The organism is Methyloligella halotolerans, from assembly GCF_001708935.1.
Classification (GTDB): domain Bacteria; phylum Pseudomonadota; class Alphaproteobacteria; order Rhizobiales; family Methyloligellaceae; genus Methyloligella; species Methyloligella halotolerans.
Genome location: NZ_MASI01000004.1, coordinates 49,370 through 70,149 on the forward strand (window position 1 = coordinate 49,370; position 20,780 = coordinate 70,149).

Below are 20,780 nucleotides of genomic sequence, written 5' to 3' on the forward strand. Positions count from 1 at the left end.
AGCAATGCCCCGCAGGTAACCCTGGCGCCCGATGCGGACGACGCGGCGCTGGAGGAGGCAGCCAAGGCTTCGGTGGTTGCGGTCGATTTTCCGACCTTCAATGATGGAAGGGGCATGACCCTGGCTCGTCTGCTGCGCGAACGCTTTGGCTTCAAGGGCGAGCTTCGCGCGGTGGGTTACCTGCTGCCCGATCAGGCGCAGTTCCTGTTCCGCTGCGGTTTCGACGCGGTCGAAGTCGAAGTCGGCGACACGCTGCAGACCTGGCGCGCCTCCGTCGAGCGCATCCGTCACAATTATCAGGGCTCGAGCCGCAACGTCTTTGCTCTGCGCCATGGGACGGCCACGCCGGATAACGACGAGTCTGATTCCGAGCCGTCTTCCGGCGGGTCTTCGGGATCGTCCGGGCCCGACGCGGCGAAGAAGCTGGATGCGAAGCTCGCATCGGCGGAAAGCCTGCAGGACCGGATCGATATCATTGCCCGGGAAGTGGATGGCCGGATCGCGTTCTCATCCAGCCTGGGGATCGAGGATCAGGCAATCCTCGACGCCATCGCGGAGACCGATGAGCCGGATGCGGAGTTCGACATTTTCACTCTGCAGACGGGCCGTCTCTTCCCCGAGACGGAAGAGACCCTGCACCGTTCCGAAGAGCGCTACCACCTGCCGATCCGCGCCGTGGCGCCCGACCCGAAGGAAGTGTTGCAGCTTGTCGCCCAAGACGGCGTGTTTGGATTCCGCCACGCCATCGAGAACCGCAAGCGCTGCTGCGAGATCCGCAAAGTGCACCCGCTGAACAAGTCGCTCGCCGGCGCCGCCGCCTGGATCACCGGCATCCGGCGCGAGCAGTCGGGCAACCGTTCCTCCATGCCGTTCGCGGAGTGGGACGAGGCTCACGCGCTGATCAAGATCAACCCTCTGGCCGATTGGACCGCCGAGGTTCTCGACGCCTACATCGCCGACCACGATGTGCCGGTGAACCCGCTTCACGACCAGGGCTTCCCCTCCATCGGCTGCCAGCCCTGCACCCGTGCGGTGCAGCCGGGCGAAGATCCCCGCGCCGGCCGCTGGTGGTGGGAGAACGAAGACAAAAAGGAATGCGGGCTGCACGTGGGCTCCATCCCCCAAGCCGAGCTTCAAGACCGGAAGGAGCCGCACCCGGCATGACCGTTCTGACGTCTCATCTCAAGCTGCTGGAAGCGGAGAGCATCCATATCTTCCGCGAGGCGGCGGCCCAGTTCCGCACGCCTGTGCTGCTCTATTCCATCGGCAAGGACTCCACCGTGCTGCTGCATCTGGCGCGCAAGGCGTTCTGGCCGGCAAAGCTGCCGTTCCCGGTGCTGCATATCGACACCAAGTGGAAGTTCCGCGAGATGATCGAATTCCGCGACCGCACGGCCAAGGAGCTCGATCTCGACCTCGTGGTACACACCAACGAGGATGGCCGGTCGCGCGACATCAACCCGTTCGACCATCCGCCGTCCGTCTATACCGACGTCATGAAGACCCAGGCGCTCCGCCAGGCCTTGGATGCCGGCGGATACGACGCCGCGTTCGGCGGTGCCCGCCGCGACGAGGAGGCGAGCCGCGCCAAGGAGCGCGTCTTCTCCTTCCGCGCTCCCGGTCATCGCTGGGAGCCGCGCCGTCAGCGGCCCGAGATGTGGAACATCCTCAACGGCCGCCTGGGCAAGGGCGAGACCGTGCGCGTGTTCCCCCTGTCCAATTGGACCGAGGCCGATGTCTGGCGCTACATCGCGCTCGAAAATCTGGACGTGGTGCCGCTCTATTTCGCCAAGGAGCGCCCGGTGGTGGAGCGCGGCGGCCAGCTCATCATGGCCGATGACGACCGCTTGCGGTTGGAGCCCGGCGAGACCATCCAGCAGCGCAGGGTCCGGTTCCGGACGCTGGGCTGCTACCCGCTGACAGCGGCCATTGAATCCGAGGCCGACGATCTCGATTCCGTCATCGACGAGACACTGAGCGCGAAATTCTCCGAGCGCGCCGGCCGTCTCATCGATCACGATCAGGCAGGCGCCATGGAGAAGAAGAAGCGCGAGGGATACTTCTAATGAACTTGGCAGCGCTTGTAGATCACGAGGTCGCCTCGGCGGCACCCGCGGAGAGTGCCGGCAGCATGCTGCGCCTGCTGACCTGCGGTTCCGTGGACGACGGCAAGTCGACGCTGATCGGTCGTCTGCTCTGGGAATCCGGCGCCGTTCCGGACGACCAGCGCGAAGCCGTGCTCGCCGCCTCCAAAGGGCGGAGCAATCTGAACGGCGAGGAGATCGATTTCTCCCTGCTGCTCGACGGGCTCCAGGCCGAGCGCGAGCAGGGCATCACCATCGACATCGCTTGGCGCTTCTTCGAAAGCGCAAGCCGCCGCTACGTCATCATCGATGCGCCGGGCCACGAGCAGTACACCCGCAACATGGCGACCGGCGCCTCCCATGCCGACGTCGCCATCCTGCTCATCGATGCGCGCCACGGCGCCAAGCGCCAGACCCGCCGTCACGCCGCCATCTGCGATCTGGTGGGCATTCGTAACGTGGTGCTCGCCGTCAACAAGATGGATTTGATCGATTTCGACGAGGCGACCTTCCGTCGGATCGAAGCCGAGTTCTATGAGATGACCAAGAGCTTCGGCTTCGAGCAGGTGCAGGCCATTCCCGTGGCGGCCCTGACCGGCGATAACGTCTCCGGCCAGTCGGCCCGGATGCCTTGGTACGACGGCCCGAGCCTGCTGGAATATCTGGAAGAGTCCGAACCCGCCATGGAGGCGTTGGACGCGCCCTTCCGCTTCCCCGTCCAGACCGTGCTTCGCAACGGCGATTTCCGCGGCTATGCCGGCACCGTCGCCTCGGGCGCCATTCGCCCCGGCGACCGGATTCTGGATGCCCGCAGTGGCCTGTCTGCCCACGTGAGACGCATCGCCACCATGGACGGCGACCGCGAGGAAGCCGCCAAGGGCGACGCAGTGGCCATCGAGCTCGATGCTGAGCTCGACATCTCCCGCGGCGCTGTGCTGTCGGAGGCCGACCACGCCCCCGTGAATGGCGACGTCGTGGAAGCGCGGATCGTCTGGGTCTCCGAGACCCCGTTCGATCCGGAAGCGGGCTATCTGCTGCTCACCAACACCGATCAGGTGCCCGTCAGCAGCATCAGCATCTCCGCCCTGATCGATTTCGAGAGTCTGCAATCGGCGCCGGCCCACGACTGCAAGGTCAACGACATCGCCGACTGCCGCATTCTGCTCGGACGGCCGGCGGCCTTCGACCTTTTCAGCGAGCTGCCTGCCACCGGCAATTTCGTGTTGGTCAGCGCCATCGACGGCGCCACCGTCGCCGGCGGCGTCATCACCTTCGCGCAATCGGGCGCCGCAACCCCGGAGAACACGTTCGTTCTCAGCCGTGATCTGCTCGCGCGTGGGCTATGCTCTGACCTTGGCGATTCGGCTGAGGATCGGGCGGAGTTCGAGCGGCGTGCCCAGGAGGCGGCAAACCTGCTACGGTCTGTCGGCGTACCGGTCATCATCGAAATCTAGTAGACTTTGTTTAGTAGACTTGGGGACGTGAGGAGTCGGGTCAGGATGCGGCCCGTTTCCAAGGGGAACTCGTTGCGCGAATATCGGATATGAGCTGGGTGGTAGACTTTCTGCCGCTCGTCGGAGCGGGCTGCGTCGTCGGCTTCCTGATCGGTCTGACGGGGGTAGGCGGCGGCGCGCTGATGACACCGCTTCTCATCTCGACCTTTGGCGTGAGCCCGCAGATCGCGGTCGGCACCGACCTGCTCTACGCCTCCATAACCAAATGCACGGCGGGCTGGCGTCACCACACCCTCGGCCACGTCGATTGGCCGATCATGCTCCGCCTAGCGGCCGGCAGCGTGCCTGCTGCGCTCATTGTGTTGGGGCTGATGGCATTCACGCCCCTGAATACCGAGGCCCTGGCGGAAGCCATCCGCGGCGCGCTGGTCTTCGTTCTTCCCGCCAGCGCCCTGGCCATCCTCGTCTATCCGCGCTTCATCAAGGGGCCTTTATCGGGCGAAGATTACGACGTCCCGGTGCGGCCTCTGCCCACCATCATCTTTGGTGTCGTGCTGGGCGCCCTCGTCACGCTCACGTCGGTGGGCGCGGGCGCCATCGGCGTGGCGGTGCTTTCGACCCTTTACCCGCTCCTGCGCGCCCGCCGCGTCGTGGGCACCGATATTGCCCATGCGGTGCCGCTGACCCTGGTCGGCGGGCTCGGCCATCTCGGCCTCGGCCATGTGGACCTGACCTTGATGGTCGCTCTGCTCGTAGGCTCCATTCCGGGCATGCTGATCGGCACGCGTCTCGTCGGCCTCGCTCCGGAGTGGCTGCTAAGGCCGGTCCTCGCCATCGCGCTCTGCTACGCCGCTTACAGCCTATTCACCCACGCACACTAGCTCTTCCGCGGGAAAGCCGTAGAAGGGACCCGTGAAGGCCTAGCAGAAGGCCTGCAGGCCCGTGATCGCCCGGCCGAGGATCAGCGCATGGATGTCGCTGGTGCCCTCATAGGTGTTCACCGTCTCCAGATTGGCCGCATGGCGCATCACGTGGAATTCCGCCGAGATGCCGTTGCCGCCATGCATATCCCGGGCGGCGCGCGCGATCTCCAGAGCCTTGGCGCAATTGTTGCGCTTGATCATGGAAATCGTCTCCGGTGCGAGCTGGCCGAGATCGAACAGCCGCCCGGCCTGCAGGCAGCCCTGCAGGCCGAAGGCGATCTCCGTGGTCATGTCAGCGAGCTTTTTCTGGATCAGCTGGGTGGCGGCGAGCGGCCGGCCGAACTGCTTGCGGTCCAGCGTGTACTGGCGGGCTGCCGCAAGGCAGGCTTCCGCCGCGCCGAGCGTGCCCCAGCCGATGCCGTAGCGCGCCCGGTTCAGGCAGCCGAACGGACCGCTGAGCCCGCTGGCCCCCTCAAGCAGGTTTTCGTCGGGCACTTCGACGCCGTCGAGCACGATCTCGCCCGTGATCGACGCCCGCAAGGAAAGCTTGTCCGAGATCTTCGGGGTCGAGAAGCCTTTCGCCCCGCGCTCCACGATGAAGCCCTTGATGGCGTCGTCATGGGCGGCCGATTTCGCCCAGACGATGGCGATATCGGCGATGGGCGAGTTGGTGATCCAGATCTTGTTGCCCGTCAGCCGGTAGCCGTCCGCGGTCTTCTCAGCGCGGGTCCGCATACCGCCGGGATCCGATCCCGCGTCGGGTTCCGTCAGACCGAAGCAGCCGATCAGCTCGCCCGTGGAAAGCTTGGGCAGATACTTCTTCCGCTGCGCCTCGTCGCCATAGGCATATATCGGGTGCATCACCAGGGACGACTGCACGCTCATGGCGGAGCGGTAGCCGGAATCCACCCGCTCGATCTCACGTGCCGCGAGCCCGTACGCCACATAGCCGAAGCCCGCGCCGCCATACGCTTCCGGAATGGTGCAGCCCAAAAGTCCGAGCTCGCCCATCTCGCTCATGATCTCCCGGTCGAAGCGTTCTTCCAGATAGGCGGATGTGACCCGCGGCAGGAGCTTGGCCTGGGCGTAGCGATGGGCAGTGTCTCGCACAAGCCGCTCGTCCTCCGTCAGCTGACTTTCCAGGTCGAACGGATCTTCCCAGTCGAAACGCGTCTTCATGGTTTCGACCCCGCCGTTGCCGCTTTTGGCCGAAGGTTGAGGGGAAGTGGACATGTCGTCTCCATCGCAAGAAGTATTGTCTGATGGCTTCGCAGGCGTGAAGAGATGCTCCGGCATCGAAGCCCGGGTTCCAAGGATATAAAACACGGTCGTCTTGCGCGGAAGGTCGAACTGTGGAAGCGCTAGCCCGCCATTGATCAGGATGAAATTGCGAGGAGGTCCATGCGCCCGCTTGAAGGAGTGAAAGTGTTGGAGCTGGCGCGGATACTTGCCGCGCCTTGGATGGGGCAGCTCCTCGCCGATCTCGGTGCAGATGTGATCAAGGTGGAAAGCCCCGCTGGCGACGACACCCGTGGGTGGGGCCCGCCCTTCGTGCCGGCGGAAGGAGGCGGCGATCTTTCAGCGGCTTATTTTCACGCCGCCAATCGCGGCAAACGCTCCGTCACCGTCGATTTCCGCGAGGCGGAGGGGCAGGCCGAGATCCGCCGTCTCGCCGCGAAAGCCGACATTCTGATCGAGAACTTCAAGGTTGGGGGGCTCGTGAAATACGGGCTGGATGCGGAGAGTTTGCGCACCCTCAATCCGAAGCTGATCTATTGCTCGGTCACCGGGTTCGGACAGACCGGCCCGGAAGCGGGCCGGGGCGGCTACGACTTTCTCATCCAGGGCATGGGGGGGATCATGAGCCTGACCGGGGAGCCGGACGGCGAACCTATGAAGTCGGGCGTGGCCTTCGCCGATATCTTCACCGGCCTCTATGCTTCGAACGCCGCCCTTGCGGCGCTCCGGCGGCGTGATCAGACGGGCGAGGGCGCCACCATCGATATGTCGCTTCTCGACTGTCAGGTCGCGGTGCTGGCCAACCAGGCCATGAATTACTTCATCGATGGCGCGCCGCCGGCGCGCCTCGGCAATGCCCATCCCAACATCGTCCCCTACCAGGCCTTCGCGGTGTCGGACGGTCACGTCATCGTTGCCGTCGGCAATGACGGCCAGTTCAAGCGGTTCTGCGCGGTGATCGGCGCTCCGGAACTCGCCGACGATCCCGACTTTGCCACCAATCGCGCCCGGGTCGACAATCGCGAGGCGCTTGTGCCGCGCATCGCCGAACGCCTGCGTGGTTTCAAGAAGCAGGACCTGCTCGATCGGCTTCAGGCCGAAGGCGTGCCCGCCGGTCCGATCAACGATCTGGAGGAGGTGTTCGCCGAGCCCCAGCTCGCCCACCGCAAGCTTCGCATCGATTTGGCGGACGACGGAGCAGCGGGCGGAACGATTCCCGGGCTGCGCTCTCCGATCGTGATCGATGGCGAACCCATGGCGGCCGAACGCCCATCGCCGAGACTCGGGGCCGACAACGACGCGTTGCGGAACGGCAAGCTCTGGGACTAGCCGGGACCGACAGCGGATTTGGAGATTTTTGGCGATAAATGGTGCCGCCGGAGTGGATTGAACACTCGACCTCGTCATTACCAATGACGCGCTCTACCACTGAGCTACGGCGCGTTTAGGCTAGGACGCTTCGCACCCGCTGCGGGGAAATCCGGCAGCAAGTGGCGAAAGCGGCGCGAAACTGCCATAGGGAACGGACACACGCAAGCGCGCTGGCGAGCATTTCGAGGATTGGGAGGCGAAACGTCCTATGTCTGGAGCCGAAGGAGCGAAGCCGGGCAAATCGGGGCAGGGCAAGGACAGCGACCGGGCCGAGCGCCTGGCTGCCGAGTTGCGCGCGAATCTCGCCCGGCGCAAAGCCCAGAAGAAAGCGCGCAGCGACTCCGATTCGCCGGAAAACGGCCCACAATCGGGTCAATGATCCTTGCTGACGCCGCAAGTCCCGCCAGCCTGGCGAGCAAGTCCTGCGGTCCGGCGACCGGAAGTGCTAAGCTTGCAGCCGCATCTCCGGAGGGATAAACGGGGAAACAGACTATGAACGCCGCATGATGCGGGGCGCCTCATCGCCTCGCCCTGACGGCGTTGAGGGAACCGAATGGACCGTATCCGAATCGTTGGGGGCAATCCTCTTATCGGCAGCATTCCGATCTCGGGCGCCAAGAACGCGGCGCTCCCGTTGATGATCGCGAGTCTGCTGACATCCGACACCCTGACACTGAACAACGTGCCCCATCTCGCCGACGTGGCTCAGCTGGCGCGCATCCTCGGCAATCATGGCGTCGATCTCACGGTCGTCGGCAAGCGCCACGGCGACAATGGCGGCCACGGCCAGACCTATCGGCTGACCGCCACCGAGATCGTCGACACGACCGCGCCCTATGAGCTGGTCTCGCGCATGCGCGCCAGCTTCTGGGTGCTCGGCCCCCTGATCGCCCGGATGCACAAGGCCAAGGTCTCGCTGCCCGGCGGCTGCGCCATCGGAACCCGCCCCGTCGATCTTCATCTTCATGCCCTCGAAGCGTTGGGCGCGAAGATCGAGCTCGATGGCGGCTACGTTCTGGCGAGCGCTCCCGGCGGCTTGAAAGGCGCTCATATCGCCTTCCCGAAGGTTTCCGTCGGCGCCACCCATAACGCCCTGATGGCGGCAACTTGGCCAAGGGCGAGACCCTGCTGGAGAATGCCGCGCGCGAGCCCGAGATCGGCGACCTCGCCGACTGTCTGGTCAAGATGGGCGCGAAGATCGAGGGCATCGGCTCGTCCACCCTTCATATCCAGGGCGTCGATTCCCTGCACGGGACCGAGCACGCCGTGCTTCCCGACCGCATCGAAACCGGCACCTATGCCATGGCCGTCGCGGCCACGGGCGGCGATGTGGTGCTGGAAGGCGCCCGGCCCGACCTGTGGCAGAGCGCGCTGGAGCTGCTGCGCGGCAGCGGCGTGGAGATCGAAGAGCGCGAGAACGCCATTCGCGTTGCCCGCAACGGCAGCGGCCTGGGGCCGTCATCCGTGGAGACGGAGCCGTTCCCCGGCTTCCCCACGGACCTCCAGGCCCAGCTTCTGGCATTGATGTCTCTCGCCCAGGGCACGTCGACCGTGCGGGAGACCATCTTCGAGAACCGCTTCATGCATGTGCAGGAGCTCGCCCGCCTCGGCGCCCATATCGATCTCAGGGGAGATACGGCTGTGGTGACCGGCGTGGACTCGTTGCGCGGTGCCCAGGTCATGGCCACCGATCTCAGGGCCTCGGTGTCCCTGGTGATCGCCGGCCTTGCCGCCGAGGGGGAAACCGTGATCAACCGGGTCTATCATCTCGATCGCGGCTTCGAGCGCATCGAGGAGAAGCTGGGCAGATGCGGCGCGCAGATCGAGCGCCTGAGCAGCTGATCCGGCGTGGCCATGCGCCCCGCTTTCATTCTCGCGCAGCTTTGTTAGAACGGCACGCGACCAATTGCGACCCGGAAGAGAATTCCGCCCATGACCCCATTGAAGCTGCTCGCGCTCGACGGTGACGATCTCGAAGTCATCTCCCTGCATCTCCAGGATGCCGTGATGCGCGTCGGCGACATGGCCTATCTGCCGTCCCAGAACAGGTTCGCAGCCGTCCTCAACCGGTTCGACTGGTTGACGGCGGTCGAGAGCCGGGCGAAGACCTGTCAGCGCCGCCGCGCCGCGCTCCGCTTCGACCGGGTGTTCAACGCCAAGCTCAAGGGCTTCCGGCCCGACCAGCACGACGAGGTGCTGTCGCTCCTGGCGATCCAGTTCACCGCCGAGGACGGACCCAGCGGCGTCATTCACCTCACCTTTTCCGGCGATAAATCCATCCGCCTCGAGGCCGAATGCATCGAGGCGGAGCTGACGGATCTGGGGCCTGTCTGGCAGACCAGGAACCAACCGCGCCATCCGGACCGCGAGCCGGAAGCGGAGATGTAATCCATGGCTGTCTGGCTCTCCACCACGGCGGAGGATTTCGACGCCCGCTTCAAGGATCTGCTCGCCACCAAGCGGGAATCGTCCGCCGACGTAAACGATGCGGTGGCGAAGATCATCGACCAGGTGCGCCGCGAGGGCGACAAAGCTCTGATCGCGCTCTCCAAACGCTTCGACCGGGTTGATCTCGGCGAGAAGGGCTTGCGCGTCACCGAAGACGAGATCGCGGCTGCGCGCGCCGAATGCGACGAGGCGACCTTGGACGCCCTCAAGCTCGCCCACGACCGCATCGCCGAGCATCACGCCCGCCAGCGCCCCGAGGACGACCGCTATACGGACGATCTCGGTGTGGAACTGGGTAGCCGCTGGACGGCGGTGGAATCCGCCGGGCTCTACGTGCCGGGCGGCACGGCGAGCTATCCGAGCTCCGTATTGATGAATGCGGTGCCCGGCAAGGTCGCTGGCGTCGAGCGCATCGTCATGGTGGTGCCGACTCCTGACGGCGCTCTGAATCCGCTGGTGCTCGCCGCGGCGGAGCTGGCCGGCGTTTCGGAGATCTACCGGGTTGGCGGCGCCCAGGCGGTCGCGGCCCTCGCCTATGGCACGGAGACCATTGCGCCCGTTGTGAAGATCGTCGGTCCCGGCAACGCTTATGTCGCCGCCGCCAAGCGTCAGGTCTTCGGCGTCGTCGGCATCGATATGGTGGCCGGCCCCTCGGAGGTCGTGGTGATTGCCGATTCCGAGAACGATCCCGCCTGGCTGGCGGCCGATCTCCTCGCCCAGGCCGAGCACGACACGGCCGCCCAATCGATTCTCATCACCGACGACGAGGCCTTCGCCAAGAATGTCGCCGATGCGGTCGATCGTCAGCTGAAGGATCTACCCCGCAAAGAGACCGCCGAAGCGAGCTGGAACGAGTTCGGCGCTATCATCCTGGTGAAGCATCTCGATGAAGCACCGGCCCTGGCGGATCGTCTGGCGCCGGAGCATCTGGAGATCGCGACCGCGGACCCGGAGGCCCTGTCGGACAGGATCCGCAATGCCGGCGCCATCTTCCTCGGCCGCTACACGCCGGAGGTGATCGGCGATTACGTCGGCGGCTCCAACCACGTGCTGCCCACGGCGCGCAGCGCGCGCTTCGCCTCCGGCCTGGGTGTGCTCGACTTCATGAAGCGGACCTCGCTTCTGAAGCTCGATTCCGACGCCCTCGCCAAGCTCGGTCCGGCCGCGGTGACCCTTGCCCAGGCCGAGGGGCTCGCGGCTCACGGTTATTCCGTCTCAATCCGCACCAATGCCGGAGGCGGACGATGACCGAATCGGAGACTCAGCCCCAGTCGCGTCTCGTCGAGGTCACCCTCGATCAGAAATCCATCGGCCATAACAACGCCGACGTGGCCCATGAGCGCGAAGTCGCCATTTTCGATCTGCTTGAAGAGAACAGCTTCGACCTGGAAGGCCATGACGGCGGGCCCTACACCCTGAACCTGGCGCTGGCCGAGAACCGTCTCGTCTTTCACATCGCGGACGAGAACCACAAGCCGGTGGAGGAGGTCAGCCTCTCGCTCACCCCCTTCCGCAAGCTGGTGAAGGATTATTTCCTGGTTTGCGAAAGCTATTTCGAAGCGATCAAGACGGCCCCTGCGGCCAGGATCGAGGCCATCGACATGGGGCGGAAGGGGCTGCACGACGAAGGGAGCCAACTCCTGAAGGAGCGGCTGGACGGCAAGATCAACCTGGATATCGCCACCGCCCGGCGTCTCTTTACCCTTTTGTGCGCCCTGCACTGGAAGGGATGAAGGCAACCGGGCGCCGCAGACCTGCTCTAGCGGCCGACGTAATCCGCCAGCTCGGAGAAATCCATCACCGGGGCGATCTGGTGAACATTGAGGTCGGTCCAGGGCTGGAAGAGCTTCATGATCGATGCGGCGTCGTCGGCCTCGAAGATCGACCAGGTCTCCTGCTGATTGAGACCGATCCAGGCGCCGATCATCTTCACGCCTTCGGGCTCGACGATCCCGCCCTGCTTGAAGCGCTTGATGCTTTCATCCCGATTCTCCGGGTCGATGGTGACATAGCAGACGAACAGCATGGTTCGGGTTCTCCTCGCTCGTTGCCGTACAACCGTCGGACCATAAACTCGATTTTTGCAACGGCCCGTTAAACGGAAGTTTGCGCGGATTGGGCCTCTGGCGAGCCTGACGAACCTGCCCTCTGGCCATCATTTTACCGCTGACCAGCGATCGCCCTTGATTTTGCGCATCTGCGCGACCATTCTCCGCCAGCCGGCGGAGACGAAAGGAGCTTTATGGCGAAGGAAGAGATGCTCGAATTTCCGGGAGTGGTGACCGAACTCCTCCCGAATGCCACCTTCAGGGTGAAACTCGAGAACGAACACGAGATCATCGCCCATACGGCGGGACGGATGCGCAAGAACCGGATTAGGGTGCTTGCAGGCGACAAAGTTCTTGTCGAGATGACCCCATATGATCTCACCAAAGGCCGTATCACTTACCGCTTTAAATAAGCTGGTGCCTGGTCGCAGCAGCAAGTCTGCTGCGAAAGGTGAAGCTGCCGCGTCGCAAGAAGCGCCGCGGGACAAGACAGGTGCGCCTGCGCCCGCGAAGCCGCCGGCCGCGAAGGCGGGCGGCCACCGGCCCAAGCTGGTGCTCGCCAGCGCGTCCCCGCGCCGTCTGCGCCTTTTGGAGCAGGCCGGAATCACGCCCGACGGGCTGCGCCCCGCCAATATCGATGAGAGCGCCAAGAAGGGCGAGGCTCCCCGCCATCTCTGCCGCCGCCTGGCGCGCGGCAAGGCCGAGGCCATCCGCAAGCTGCTGCACTCCGAGCCCGAATTCGAGAATTCCTTCATCCTCGCCGCCGACACGATCGTCGCCGTGGGCAAGCGCATCCTTGGCAAGGCGGAGAAGGAGCACGAGGCGACCCGCTGCCTGGAGCTGCTCTCCGGCCGCTCTCACCGGGTCTATAGCGCCATCTGCCTGATTACGCCTTCGGGCCGCATACGAGAGCGCATCGTGGAGACCCGCGTCCGCTTCAAGCGCCTGACGCGCCACGAGATCGAGGCCTATATCGCGACCGGCCAGTGGCGCGGCAAGGCTGGCGGCTACGCCGTCCAGGGCGTGGCAGGAAGCTTCGTGGTAAAGCTGGTCGGCTCCTATAGCAACGTGGTGGGGCTGCCCCTCTACGAGACATTGAATTTGCTGTCGGGCGAGGGCTTCCCCATCACCTATTTCTGGCTGAACCGCGTCGAGGTGGAGACCGCGTGACGGGCGGCGCGAAGCGAAAATCCGAAGCTCCTGCCGGCGCCAAGGCCAAATGCCCGATCTGCGGCAAGCCGACGGATCCCGAATACCGCCCCTTCTGCTCCAGACGCTGCGCCGATGTCGACCTCAACCGCTGGCTTTCCGGCCAATATGCGGTCCCCGGCGAACCGGCCGACCAGACTCCGACGGACGAAGATAGCGAAGCCTGATCCGCCGTGGGCGTCCGTGCCTGAGCGCCATCCCTATCGCGAGATTCCAGGGCAAGACGGGAATTGTAGGACAAGACCTGAAGACGGGTTGCGCAAACCGCGTCTCGTCGCGCTAAGCTCGTTCCCAACGCTTCAGGGAGGGCAACTCCCGAATGACGGAGGGAGGAACGGTCGATGACGGGATGGAGAGGACGTGCGCTCGCCGCGCTGCTTGCAACACTCGCGGTTCTGATGCCGGCGCTGGCGGCCGCCGAAGGACTGAAGACTCCGAAAGATGCCGTCGAGATCTTCCGGAAGGCGACGGCGGAGGGCGATGCGGCGGCGATTGCCGATCTTTATGCGCCGAAGGCCACGCTGCTGATGCCCGACGGCAAGGTCGCCACGGGTAGGGACCAGATCCGCGCCCTAAACGAACGCGTGCTTTCCGCCGGCAAGAACGAGCTCACATTTCGCGACGTGAAGGTTGATGGCGGGGATGCCCGCGCCGTGATGATCTGGAGCTGGGACCGCAAGATCACCCCGGAGGACGGGGACCCGGTCACCATTCGCGGCCGCTCCATGCTCTACTGGCTGAAGGGCGAGGACGGCTGGCAGATCGTCGTCGACATGTATCAGCAAGTGCCCCAGCGCTGAGCGCAATCGTCAGGCTTCACGCCTCTCGACAGGGCGGGCCTGATTGCCTATAAGCCCACTTCCTGCTTGGCCCTCGAGGCTTCGATCAGGCGAAATTAACCCGCGTCTGATATGAAAAAGCAGTCGCCCGGGACGCCCAGTCCCGGAGCCGGATGCCCAGGTAGCTCAGTTGGTAGAGCAGCGGACTGAAAATCCGCGTGTCGGTGGTTCGAATCCGCCCCTGGGCACCAACCAACCCCTTGAATAGAAACTGTTTTATCGCGTTGCTCATCCGGCGCCCCCCTCCGGTTTGACAATTCCGACGCCAGGTTTGACAGCGCGTGCACGCCTTTTGTTCTCGGCGCGATCGAAACGCTTCACGACGCCGGCCATCTTTCTGGTGCGATCGGCGTCCCTCGAATAGTGCCGTGCCATGGCCTCAGTGCTGTGGCCAAGGGCATCCGCGATGGTCCGATCATCGAAGCCTTCCTCGGCCAAAATCGTCCCGTAAGTATGCCTAAGACCGTGAAAGGTGAGGCCCGGCGCCACCAGGCCAGCCTTCTCCAATCTACCCCTGAAGGTGCGCCAACTAGCCCTGAAGCCACTCTCGGTCCATGGCAGACCTCGACTATTGGCAGCGATCGTCACCGCGTCGTGGGCCGGTGCCCCGTCGAGGATCTCGCGCAAGGCATTCGGAACTGGTTTGTCCTGCAACCGTCCGGTCTTCGATCGGCAGGCCCGTAGCGCCGCACCGTCATAGGCCGCTTTGCTGAGCGACAGCGCCACACCTTCATCCAGACCGGCATACATGCCGAGTGCGATCGGCACCTTTAGATGCCAAGGGGCGCTGTCGATGACGACATAGCGCTCATCATCGCTCCACGGACGATTTGCTCGCGGTGCCCCTCGTGGCCGCGCAATGTTCTTTATTCCCTCAGCGGGATTCCGGGGCAGGTAGGCTCGCTCGGCTCCCCATCCAAAGAGCAATGAGAAAACCTGCTTCACATAATTCCCAAAGCGCCGGCCGTGCGCGGTCGCTGCTTTGTCTCGGATCCTGACGATCAGCGGCTTGTCGAACTTCACGAGCGCAGTATCGGCGATCGGCTGCAGATAATCGAAAACGCGCCGATAGTCGCGCTGGGTGCGTGGAGCGAGGTCCTGGAACGCGGCGGAAGCCTGATATTGGGCGATCAACAACGCCAACGTGCCGGGTTTCGGGGGTCCGCTCGCTCTGGCCAGCGCCGAGATTCGAGCGCACTCCGCGAAGAATTCGGCTGACCCAATGGGTGCCTTCTCAAGATCGATGGCAGTGCGGCTTCGACGGTGATAGCACCGCCACTTGCCGTGCCGGTCGCGGAATATCTGAAAGCCTTTCACCCGCACTCGAGTCATCCCAATCTCGCTACAATGTCGTCGGCGTCGGAACTGTCGACGCCATCCTTCAAGCTGTCGAGCCAATCGTCCAGATCTCGGATGTCCCATCGCCGATCACCATTTTCAAAAGCGATGGGCGTCACCGGACATTCTATGCGGAACCGCTTCAGCGGCCGACCGCAGTGATGCGCCGCCTCGCTTGCCGTCAGCATCCGCTTTGGAACGACGCAGAGGTGTAAGGTCGCCCCTGCCATCTACTGCGCTCCAGAATCGGGCATGCTCGTACCGACGTCGAGCTGCAAGTTCTTTCCATCGTCGTGTGCGCTCATTCCAGTGACCTTGCCGGGGCCATCCACCGTCACGTGAACACGGACATTGCCCGCACCTTCCATTTTCACTTTGCCGGTCACGTCGATCATCTGCGGGCCGCCCTTAATGTCTCGGAGGAGCGGCGCCGTTTCAGATCCGGAGCCTGGCGGCGGCGGGTTGATTATCTGCGCAGGGAGTGCGGGCCCATTGGACGGGTCTTCATTCATCCACTCGGAGAACCGATCCCAGGCGTCCTGATAGGAGTCCCAGATTGTCGAGAGTGCGCTCGGCTCATTGTAGGGAATTGCGACCGGGGGGCCCGGGATGTTGGAAGGGATAGGCACCGCCGCTGAAGCCGGATCTGGCGCGGGCGTGAACGACGAGATGAACGAACTGATAGGGTTAGGTCCGATGCCCGAAGGGATCGCCTGATCAGCGTGCTTCAGAGCCTCGATATAGTCTCCCTTCCGCAGTGCGTTCACAGCCTTCGTATAGCGTTCAAAAGCAGTGGCAAAGCCCTCCAGCACTTTGCCGGCGTTTTCGAGAATTTCTTCGTTGAACCCTTTCGTTAGGGTGCTCCAATCCCAGCCCTCAGGCAGCTTCTTTCCGGCCAACTCCGCTATTGCGGACGCGAGTTTCTTGCCCGCCTCAGAAACCTTGGTCCACTTATCCGCGAGCTTCTCGTCCCAGCCGTCGTAGACAGCCTTGCCGACTTTGTAGAGACCCCATACCGCCGCCCCTATTGCGGTCAATCGCCATATCCCCATCCGCGCTAATCCGGCCAACGCACGCCCTGCGACGCCGGCAGCGTCGCCGATACCCTTGAGGCCCGAACCAACGATCCACATGGCGGGACCGGCTACCGCAAGGGCTCCGACGCCATCGGCCACAGCTCGCAGCATCCTGGGCTGATCTTCCAGCTGGCTCATCCATTCATCGGCACGTTCCAGAGCCTTGTCGATGGTCGGCATCCACCGCGTCGCGAAGACATCGGCGATGTTGGTCAGCAGGTTGCGCGAAACCTTGAGCTTCTTGCCCAGCCCTTCCATTGTGGTTGCGAAGGACTCGTTGAGCTGATTTTGAGCGGCCTCTTCATCGGCCACCATCTTTCGCGCCTTAAGATACTTGTCCCAGTTCTGGAAGAGCAGGGCGATGGCAGGCGCCGCCTGATCCTTGAACAGCTCGAAGAGTGCGGCCAACTGCTGATGCTCCGGCAGGTCTTCTCTCAGCCGGTCACGCAGCATGCCGAGGGCTTCGATCGGCTTTTCCTGCACCTGTTGCGCGAACTCATCCGCATCGATGCCCAGCCGCTTGAAGATCGCCAAGGCGGGCTTCGGCAGCGACTCCCCTCCGACCAGGACCTTGAAGAGGTTTTTGGAAGCCGTCGCGGCCTGCTCTACGTCGATACCGGCATCGCGCATTGTGGCGCCCATGGCAGCGATCTCGGCGTTGCTGAAACCAGCCTGGCGGCCGATGGCTCCGATTCTCGTGTGATAGTCGATCAGCTCCTTGCCGCGGACGTTCATGCTGTTCTCCAGCATGTCCATCCGGCCAATGAGCTTGTTGAGCTCGTCGTTGCTAAGGCCCGCACTCTGCTTGATGCTGGCCAGCATAGAGCCCGCATCTGCCGCGCTTTCCCCGAAGGCATCGGCCGCCTTGGCGGAGAGAGCAACGAAGCCGCGAACGTCCTCGAAGGCGACGCCGGCGCGAGATGCTGCTGACGCGAGATCCGTCAATTCCACTTGCGAGAGGGGAAGCTCACGCGCCAGCGATTTGATGGTCTGCTTTGCCCGTTCGTACACCGCCGGATCCGCGAGCTTGTCTTCCGCCTTCTTCCACTCGAGCATCCCCTCTTGCCAGTCGGCGGCCGCTTTGAGCATCAGTCCGGCCGGCAGGGTTACCGCCATCGTCATGGCACGGCCGGTGGAGGCCATCGCCGCACCAATGTTGCCGATGGATTGGGACCAGCTCCGTTCCATCGCCGCAAACTTGCGGGCCATGCCCGCCATCGGCCCGGAGACGCCATCGACGGCGGTGATGATTGCTCTGGCGTGTAAATCCGTCATGGCGCTGCCTGCTCCTTCCGCATCTGCACGGCTCGGCCGTGCCAATAGGCGATGCGCGCCGGCGTCATTCGCTCAACTTCCGAGACCGAGAACCCGCAGAGGAAGATAAGCTCGTCGGCGCGCTCTCTCAGTTTCCCTCGGCTGTAACCATCGGGATCAGGACCTCGGAAAGCGCGTTCACATCTCGCATCGGCAATGCCTCGAGCGAGATGGCATCGAGTCCGGTGAGCGTTGCCGCCCATCCGATGAGCGCCTCTCGGTCGACGGAGAGCGCCAGGCCGCCGTCTTTTGTCCGCTCGGCTTTGTGAATTTCGCCATGGCGAAGATAATCGCCGAATACCGGCTCCCGGAGCGTCAGCTCGTTGATTGGACCCTGATGCGTCTCCAGCGGACGCGATAGCTTCACCACCGGGCGGCCGCTTGTCTGTTTTCCGGCCACTGCGGCCTCACTCTTCTCCGTCATCCTCTGTCTCCTTTCGTTTTCTCGGTTTCATGATCTCGAGGTTGGCTCCCGCCATCGCTCGGAGATACTCCGGCGAGAAGGCCCGCTGGAGCGGTTCTGCAGCTGCGGCGATGGTCTTAGCCATCTCAGGCGAGGTGCCCATCATTGGCAGTGGTCGGCTGAACCTCATGTCCTCTTCCTTTCCTGCTTTGCTCAGTGCGATGCCTGGACGTCATCGGCCCGGAGCACAAACCAACTCGGTCCAGGCATCGCGCGGCGACCTGCCCAATAGGAAGGACCTGGGCTTTCTCGCCGATTCCTTTGCTAGCCCACGATGCCGTGGACACCGTTGAGCCTCACGCGCACCAGCGCGTCCGCCTCGGCGGCATCCGCGACTGCGGCACCAACAAGGGGATTTCCTTCAGCGACTGTCGTGAGGTTGCTGTCGGTGTCGTCCCAATAGAGGCGTCGCCAAGATCGATAGCCTCTTCGGCTTTCGGAAGGTCGAAGACGCCAATAGCGTCGATCTCGACAGCCTCGCCCGGGGCCGCGTCATAGTTCGCGACACCGAAGAGGCTGCCGACCAGCACGCCGTCACCTGAGGCGACCGCGGTCGGGGCCGGGACGGTGATCGTGTTTCCCGGCTGCACGAAGTTCTTCATTTCCAGAGTCCTTTCGAAGTGTGGAAGCGAACGCCTTTGACCCGCCGCCCTTCGAGTGCCGCGATGCGTGCCTCACAGTCGGCGATCGCCGCTGCGAGCTCGCTGTCGGATTTGAAGACCGTGTGTTCGTTCCCGAACCGGATCTCCCGCTCGCCTGAGTATCGAGCGTCGAGCAGTGCATCGCGGTACTTGCGGAGGGTGGCTAGGTCTAAGGCCATCTGAGTTGCCTTTACTCGGCGCTGCCGGGGTTGGCGTACCAGCTACGCCACTCGACCATGCCCGCCCCGAAATCGAGCCGGACCTTGATCTGAACACCGTCGACTTCGAAGCCCGCCTTGGTCTCGATCTGGGGCCCTTCCTCACCTTCGAGGTAGGCGTACTCCAACCCGTCGATCTCGGCGGGGGACGCAGCGACATACCAGCGAAGCCCGTCCGATAGACGCGGCTCCACCACCAGCTCCAGGCTGCCGGAGAAGGGGTTGATATCCTCCGCCTTCGCAGCCGTGATCTGGGCCAGAAGCTTTTCGGCGTCCGTTTCCAGCTCCGGCGGCACCACCAGGTATTTCGGGGTGACGCTGATCGCTTCGCCTTTCAGGCCGGTCTGCTTTCGGAGACCGGTCCGAGCCGCGGAGAGGGAGGCGACGCTCAGCGCGGTGCCAGGGTTCGCCAGGTTGCCGTGGTCGGCGTGGAAGAGCTTCTTGTTGTCGCTCATGGTGGGCCCGAGCCCGGCGTTCTCAGTCAGCAGGTCGACGAGGAAGTTGGCCTCGCTTGCAGCCGCTGTCTGTCCTAGCCGACGGGATAGATCGGTGAAGGCCCCGATGTCGTCATTGACCAGTGCTTGGCGGGAGATGCTGAAAATCCGGCCGAAGGTAAGCAGACGATAGGTTTCGCCCGCTTCAGCCAGGGAGCCCGATTTGAATTCGCCCGCTTCGTTGACCTTCTCCAGGCCGTCACCGGCAGAGAGGGCCAAGCGATGCTTCTCCCGGAAGTCCTTTGCTGTGGTCTTGCGGCCGGCGCGCTTCAGGCCCGAAGGCGCGGCCTGATACCCCTTCCGCAAAGTTCGATTCACCGCATCCCCGAGGATCAGCGGGAAATCACTGGTGGTGTGGAGAGCCCGCTCGATGAGCTTCGTCGGCGCGAGGCCCGCCACCGAAATGCCTCGAGTCGATAAGCAGTCGCGAGCGACGTCGAGAGTGCTCATATGGGCATAGCCGCGGGCCCGTTCGGAGATCTCGTGACCAGGATTGGCGCGAGCATAAAGGGCTTCGCCGATCACCAGCGCACGGGCCTCCGGATCGGTATGATCCGTCACAACCTCTGCGGCGGTGTTGCGAATCTGAGTGGTCGGCTCAGCCCGCGTCTTCATCGCCTCGAATGCGGCAGCACGTGCCTCTTCCACGGACGCTTCGGAATCGATCTGCTTATCGATCCAGCCTTGATCCAGACCCGTGATCTTGGCGATCGATCGGATCTCGACGTTGACGGCTGCCCGTTCCGCGGCAGGCGTCTCTTCTTTCTCCGGCGCGGTGACCGTGTTTTCCGGCGTGTTCACCGGAGCCTCAGGCTCTTTTGCCTGAGCGGGCTTAACCGTCATGCTTTCACCTCTGGTGGTGGCTTGACGATCGGCGGGAACCAATACGAGGGAGACCTCTCGAACAGTCCAGCGTGTCGCGATCTTCTCGCGCCGGCCGGACTTTCGATCCGTCCTCTCTTTCCAATCTTCGACGGTGTAGCCGACTGAAACACCTAGCCGTGTTCCATCAGCCAGCTCGTTTGCGATGCGATCAGCAACGGGATTGTGGGGGGACAGCTTTAAGGTCGCGTGGGCTTTCCCGCCGATCGCTCGAGCCGAGACAACCGACCCCAGCATCGCCTCAAAGCTGTCCCTTCGGTGATGGTCGAGAACGGGAGCGCCTTCGGCGCCTTCGAACCCGGCCACATCCAGAACTTCAGTGAAGGCGCCGCGGCTGTCGTATCGTTCGACCGGTGCGCCCGTAGAAAAGATGACCTCGACCGTGCGGCTCTCCGCATTCCAGCTGGACGCGCGGGGCGCTTCAGCAAGGCGCTTGAAGAGGTCGACCGTTTCCGACCGGGTGAGGAGATTTGTGTCCATTAGCGCAGCTCTCTCCGTGCCTGTGGCCTCATCTGCCATCTCGGATCGTTCTGAGTCGTCGGTACCAAACGCCAAAGTGAGTAGGGGTCCCGAGGGGCGTGGACCGCGACCAGATCGCCGGCGAGCGTCCGAATCCCGACTAAGCCGCCCTCCGCTTTCGCGAGGAGGTATGCTCGCCAGAGATCTGCACTACAGCCGAGAAGAGCGGGGATTTGGTCGTGATAAAGAGCCTTCAGCTTGCCCGCATCGATCTGGGCGT

Annotated in this window: 18 protein-coding genes, 1 tRNA gene and 3 pseudogenes; 14 read left to right on the top strand and 8 right to left on the bottom strand. The window is 63.8% G+C overall.

Annotated features, from left to right (window positions below):
- Positions 1 to 27: 27 nt before the first annotated feature.
- From A7A08_RS08665 to A7A08_RS08680, 4 genes and pseudogenes are all read left to right on the top strand, one after another.
- A pseudogene (locus A7A08_RS08665) lies at positions 28 to 1,164 on the top strand (phosphoadenylyl-sulfate reductase); the annotation flags it as partial.
- Positions 1,161 to 2,066: a sulfate adenylyltransferase subunit CysD gene (gene cysD, locus A7A08_RS08670; RefSeq protein WP_069095112.1), complete on the top strand. Its 906-nt coding sequence runs from the start codon at positions 1,161 to 1,163 to the stop codon at positions 2,064 to 2,066. The pseudogene A7A08_RS08665 and the gene cysD, both read left to right, overlap by 4 nt.
- A gap of 5 nt (positions 2,067 to 2,071) precedes the next feature.
- Positions 2,072 to 3,538 carry a sulfate adenylyltransferase subunit 1 gene (locus tag A7A08_RS08675; protein WP_425349009.1) on the top strand — a complete coding sequence of 489 codons (1,467 nt, stop codon included), beginning with the start codon at positions 2,072 to 2,074 and terminating at the stop codon, positions 3,536 to 3,538.
- Between the two features lie 89 nt (positions 3,539 to 3,627).
- Positions 3,628 to 4,419, top strand: coding sequence for a sulfite exporter TauE/SafE family protein (locus A7A08_RS08680; protein WP_069095114.1), 792 nt, complete (start codon positions 3,628 to 3,630; stop codon positions 4,417 to 4,419).
- Positions 4,420 to 4,458: 39 nt separating this feature from the next.
- Here the strand turns inward: A7A08_RS08680 and A7A08_RS08685 are convergent, their stop codons facing one another.
- A complete protein-coding gene (locus A7A08_RS08685) occupies positions 4,459 to 5,640 on the bottom strand; it encodes an acyl-CoA dehydrogenase (protein WP_069095305.1) in 1,182 nt (393 codons plus the stop codon).
- A 222-nt stretch (positions 5,641 to 5,862) separates the two neighbouring features.
- Between A7A08_RS08685 and A7A08_RS08690 the strand changes: the two genes are divergently transcribed.
- The 5 genes and pseudogenes from A7A08_RS08690 (at position 5,863) to A7A08_RS08715 (ending at position 11,252) form a co-directional block, all read left to right on the top strand.
- Positions 5,863 to 7,029 (top strand): CaiB/BaiF CoA transferase family protein, encoded by a 1,167-nt coding sequence (locus tag A7A08_RS08690; protein ID WP_069095115.1) that lies wholly within the window; start codon positions 5,863 to 5,865, stop codon positions 7,027 to 7,029.
- A gap of 595 nt (positions 7,030 to 7,624) precedes the next feature.
- A pseudogene (gene murA, locus A7A08_RS08700) lies at positions 7,625 to 8,913 on the top strand (UDP-N-acetylglucosamine 1-carboxyvinyltransferase).
- A gap of 90 nt (positions 8,914 to 9,003) precedes the next feature.
- Positions 9,004 to 9,459, top strand: coding sequence for a DUF2948 family protein (locus tag A7A08_RS08705; RefSeq protein WP_069095116.1), 456 nt, complete (start codon positions 9,004 to 9,006; stop codon positions 9,457 to 9,459).
- A 3-nt stretch (positions 9,460 to 9,462) separates the two neighbouring features.
- Positions 9,463 to 10,767 carry a histidinol dehydrogenase gene (gene hisD / locus A7A08_RS08710; RefSeq protein ID WP_069095117.1) on the top strand — a complete coding sequence of 435 codons (1,305 nt, stop codon included), beginning with the start codon at positions 9,463 to 9,465 and terminating at the stop codon, positions 10,765 to 10,767.
- Complete coding sequence (locus tag A7A08_RS08715) at positions 10,764 to 11,252, top strand: UPF0262 family protein (RefSeq protein ID WP_069095118.1); 489 nt, start codon at positions 10,764 to 10,766, stop codon at positions 11,250 to 11,252. The genes hisD and A7A08_RS08715 overlap by 4 nt, the downstream gene beginning before the upstream one ends.
- 26 nt (positions 11,253 to 11,278) lie before the next feature.
- Here A7A08_RS08715 and A7A08_RS08720 read toward each other — a convergent pair whose 3' ends face one another.
- Positions 11,279 to 11,545: a DUF3303 domain-containing protein gene (locus A7A08_RS08720; RefSeq protein ID WP_069095119.1), complete on the bottom strand. Its 267-nt coding sequence runs from the start codon at positions 11,543 to 11,545 to the stop codon at positions 11,279 to 11,281.
- A 216-nt stretch (positions 11,546 to 11,761) separates the two neighbouring features.
- Between A7A08_RS08720 and infA the strand changes: the two genes are divergently transcribed.
- From infA to A7A08_RS08745, 5 genes are all read left to right on the top strand, one after another.
- Complete coding sequence (gene infA / locus A7A08_RS08725) at positions 11,762 to 11,980, top strand: translation initiation factor IF-1 (protein WP_045365920.1); 219 nt, start codon at positions 11,762 to 11,764, stop codon at positions 11,978 to 11,980.
- A gap of 4 nt (positions 11,981 to 11,984) precedes the next feature.
- Positions 11,985 to 12,737 (top strand): Maf-like protein, encoded by a 753-nt coding sequence (locus A7A08_RS08730; RefSeq protein WP_342586645.1) that lies wholly within the window; start codon positions 11,985 to 11,987, stop codon positions 12,735 to 12,737.
- Positions 12,734 to 12,943 carry a DNA gyrase inhibitor YacG gene (gene yacG / locus A7A08_RS08735; protein ID WP_069095120.1) on the top strand — a complete coding sequence of 70 codons (210 nt, stop codon included), beginning with the start codon at positions 12,734 to 12,736 and terminating at the stop codon, positions 12,941 to 12,943. The genes A7A08_RS08730 and yacG overlap by 4 nt, the downstream gene beginning before the upstream one ends.
- A 174-nt stretch (positions 12,944 to 13,117) precedes the next feature.
- Complete coding sequence (locus tag A7A08_RS08740) at positions 13,118 to 13,576, top strand: YybH family protein (protein WP_069095121.1); 459 nt, start codon at positions 13,118 to 13,120, stop codon at positions 13,574 to 13,576.
- A 154-nt stretch (positions 13,577 to 13,730) separates the two neighbouring features.
- Positions 13,731 to 13,806 (top strand) — tRNA-Phe (locus tag A7A08_RS08745).
- Positions 13,807 to 13,843: 37 nt separating this feature from the next.
- Here the strand turns inward: A7A08_RS08745 and A7A08_RS08750 are convergent.
- The 6 genes and pseudogenes from A7A08_RS08750 to A7A08_RS08780 form a co-directional block, all read right to left on the bottom strand.
- On the bottom strand, positions 13,844 to 14,947 hold the full coding sequence (locus A7A08_RS08750) for a tyrosine-type recombinase/integrase (RefSeq protein ID WP_069095122.1): 1,104 nt from the start codon (positions 14,945 to 14,947) through the stop codon (positions 13,844 to 13,846).
- Between the two features lie 236 nt (positions 14,948 to 15,183).
- Positions 15,184 to 17,304, bottom strand: a complete 2,121-nt coding sequence (locus A7A08_RS08760) for a phage tail tape measure protein (RefSeq protein WP_069095124.1) — start codon at positions 17,302 to 17,304, stop codon at positions 15,184 to 15,186.
- A gap of 127 nt (positions 17,305 to 17,431) precedes the next feature.
- Positions 17,432 to 17,767 carry a phage tail assembly protein gene (locus A7A08_RS08765; RefSeq protein WP_069095125.1) on the bottom strand — a complete coding sequence of 112 codons (336 nt, stop codon included), beginning with the start codon at positions 17,765 to 17,767 and terminating at the stop codon, positions 17,432 to 17,434.
- 303 nt (positions 17,768 to 18,070) lie between these two features.
- A pseudogene (locus A7A08_RS17360) lies at positions 18,071 to 18,408 on the bottom strand (DUF2190 family protein).
- On the bottom strand, positions 18,405 to 18,626 hold the full coding sequence (locus tag A7A08_RS08775; RefSeq protein ID WP_069095126.1) for a phage head-tail joining protein: 222 nt from the start codon (positions 18,624 to 18,626) through the stop codon (positions 18,405 to 18,407). Before A7A08_RS08775 ends, A7A08_RS17360 begins: the two are co-directional and overlap by 4 nt.
- Positions 18,627 to 18,637: 11 nt before the next feature.
- Entirely contained in the window at positions 18,638 to 20,521 is a 1,884-nt protein-coding gene (locus A7A08_RS08780; protein ID WP_069095127.1) for a prohead protease/major capsid protein fusion protein, read from the bottom strand.
- Positions 20,522 to 20,780 lie beyond the last annotated feature (259 nt).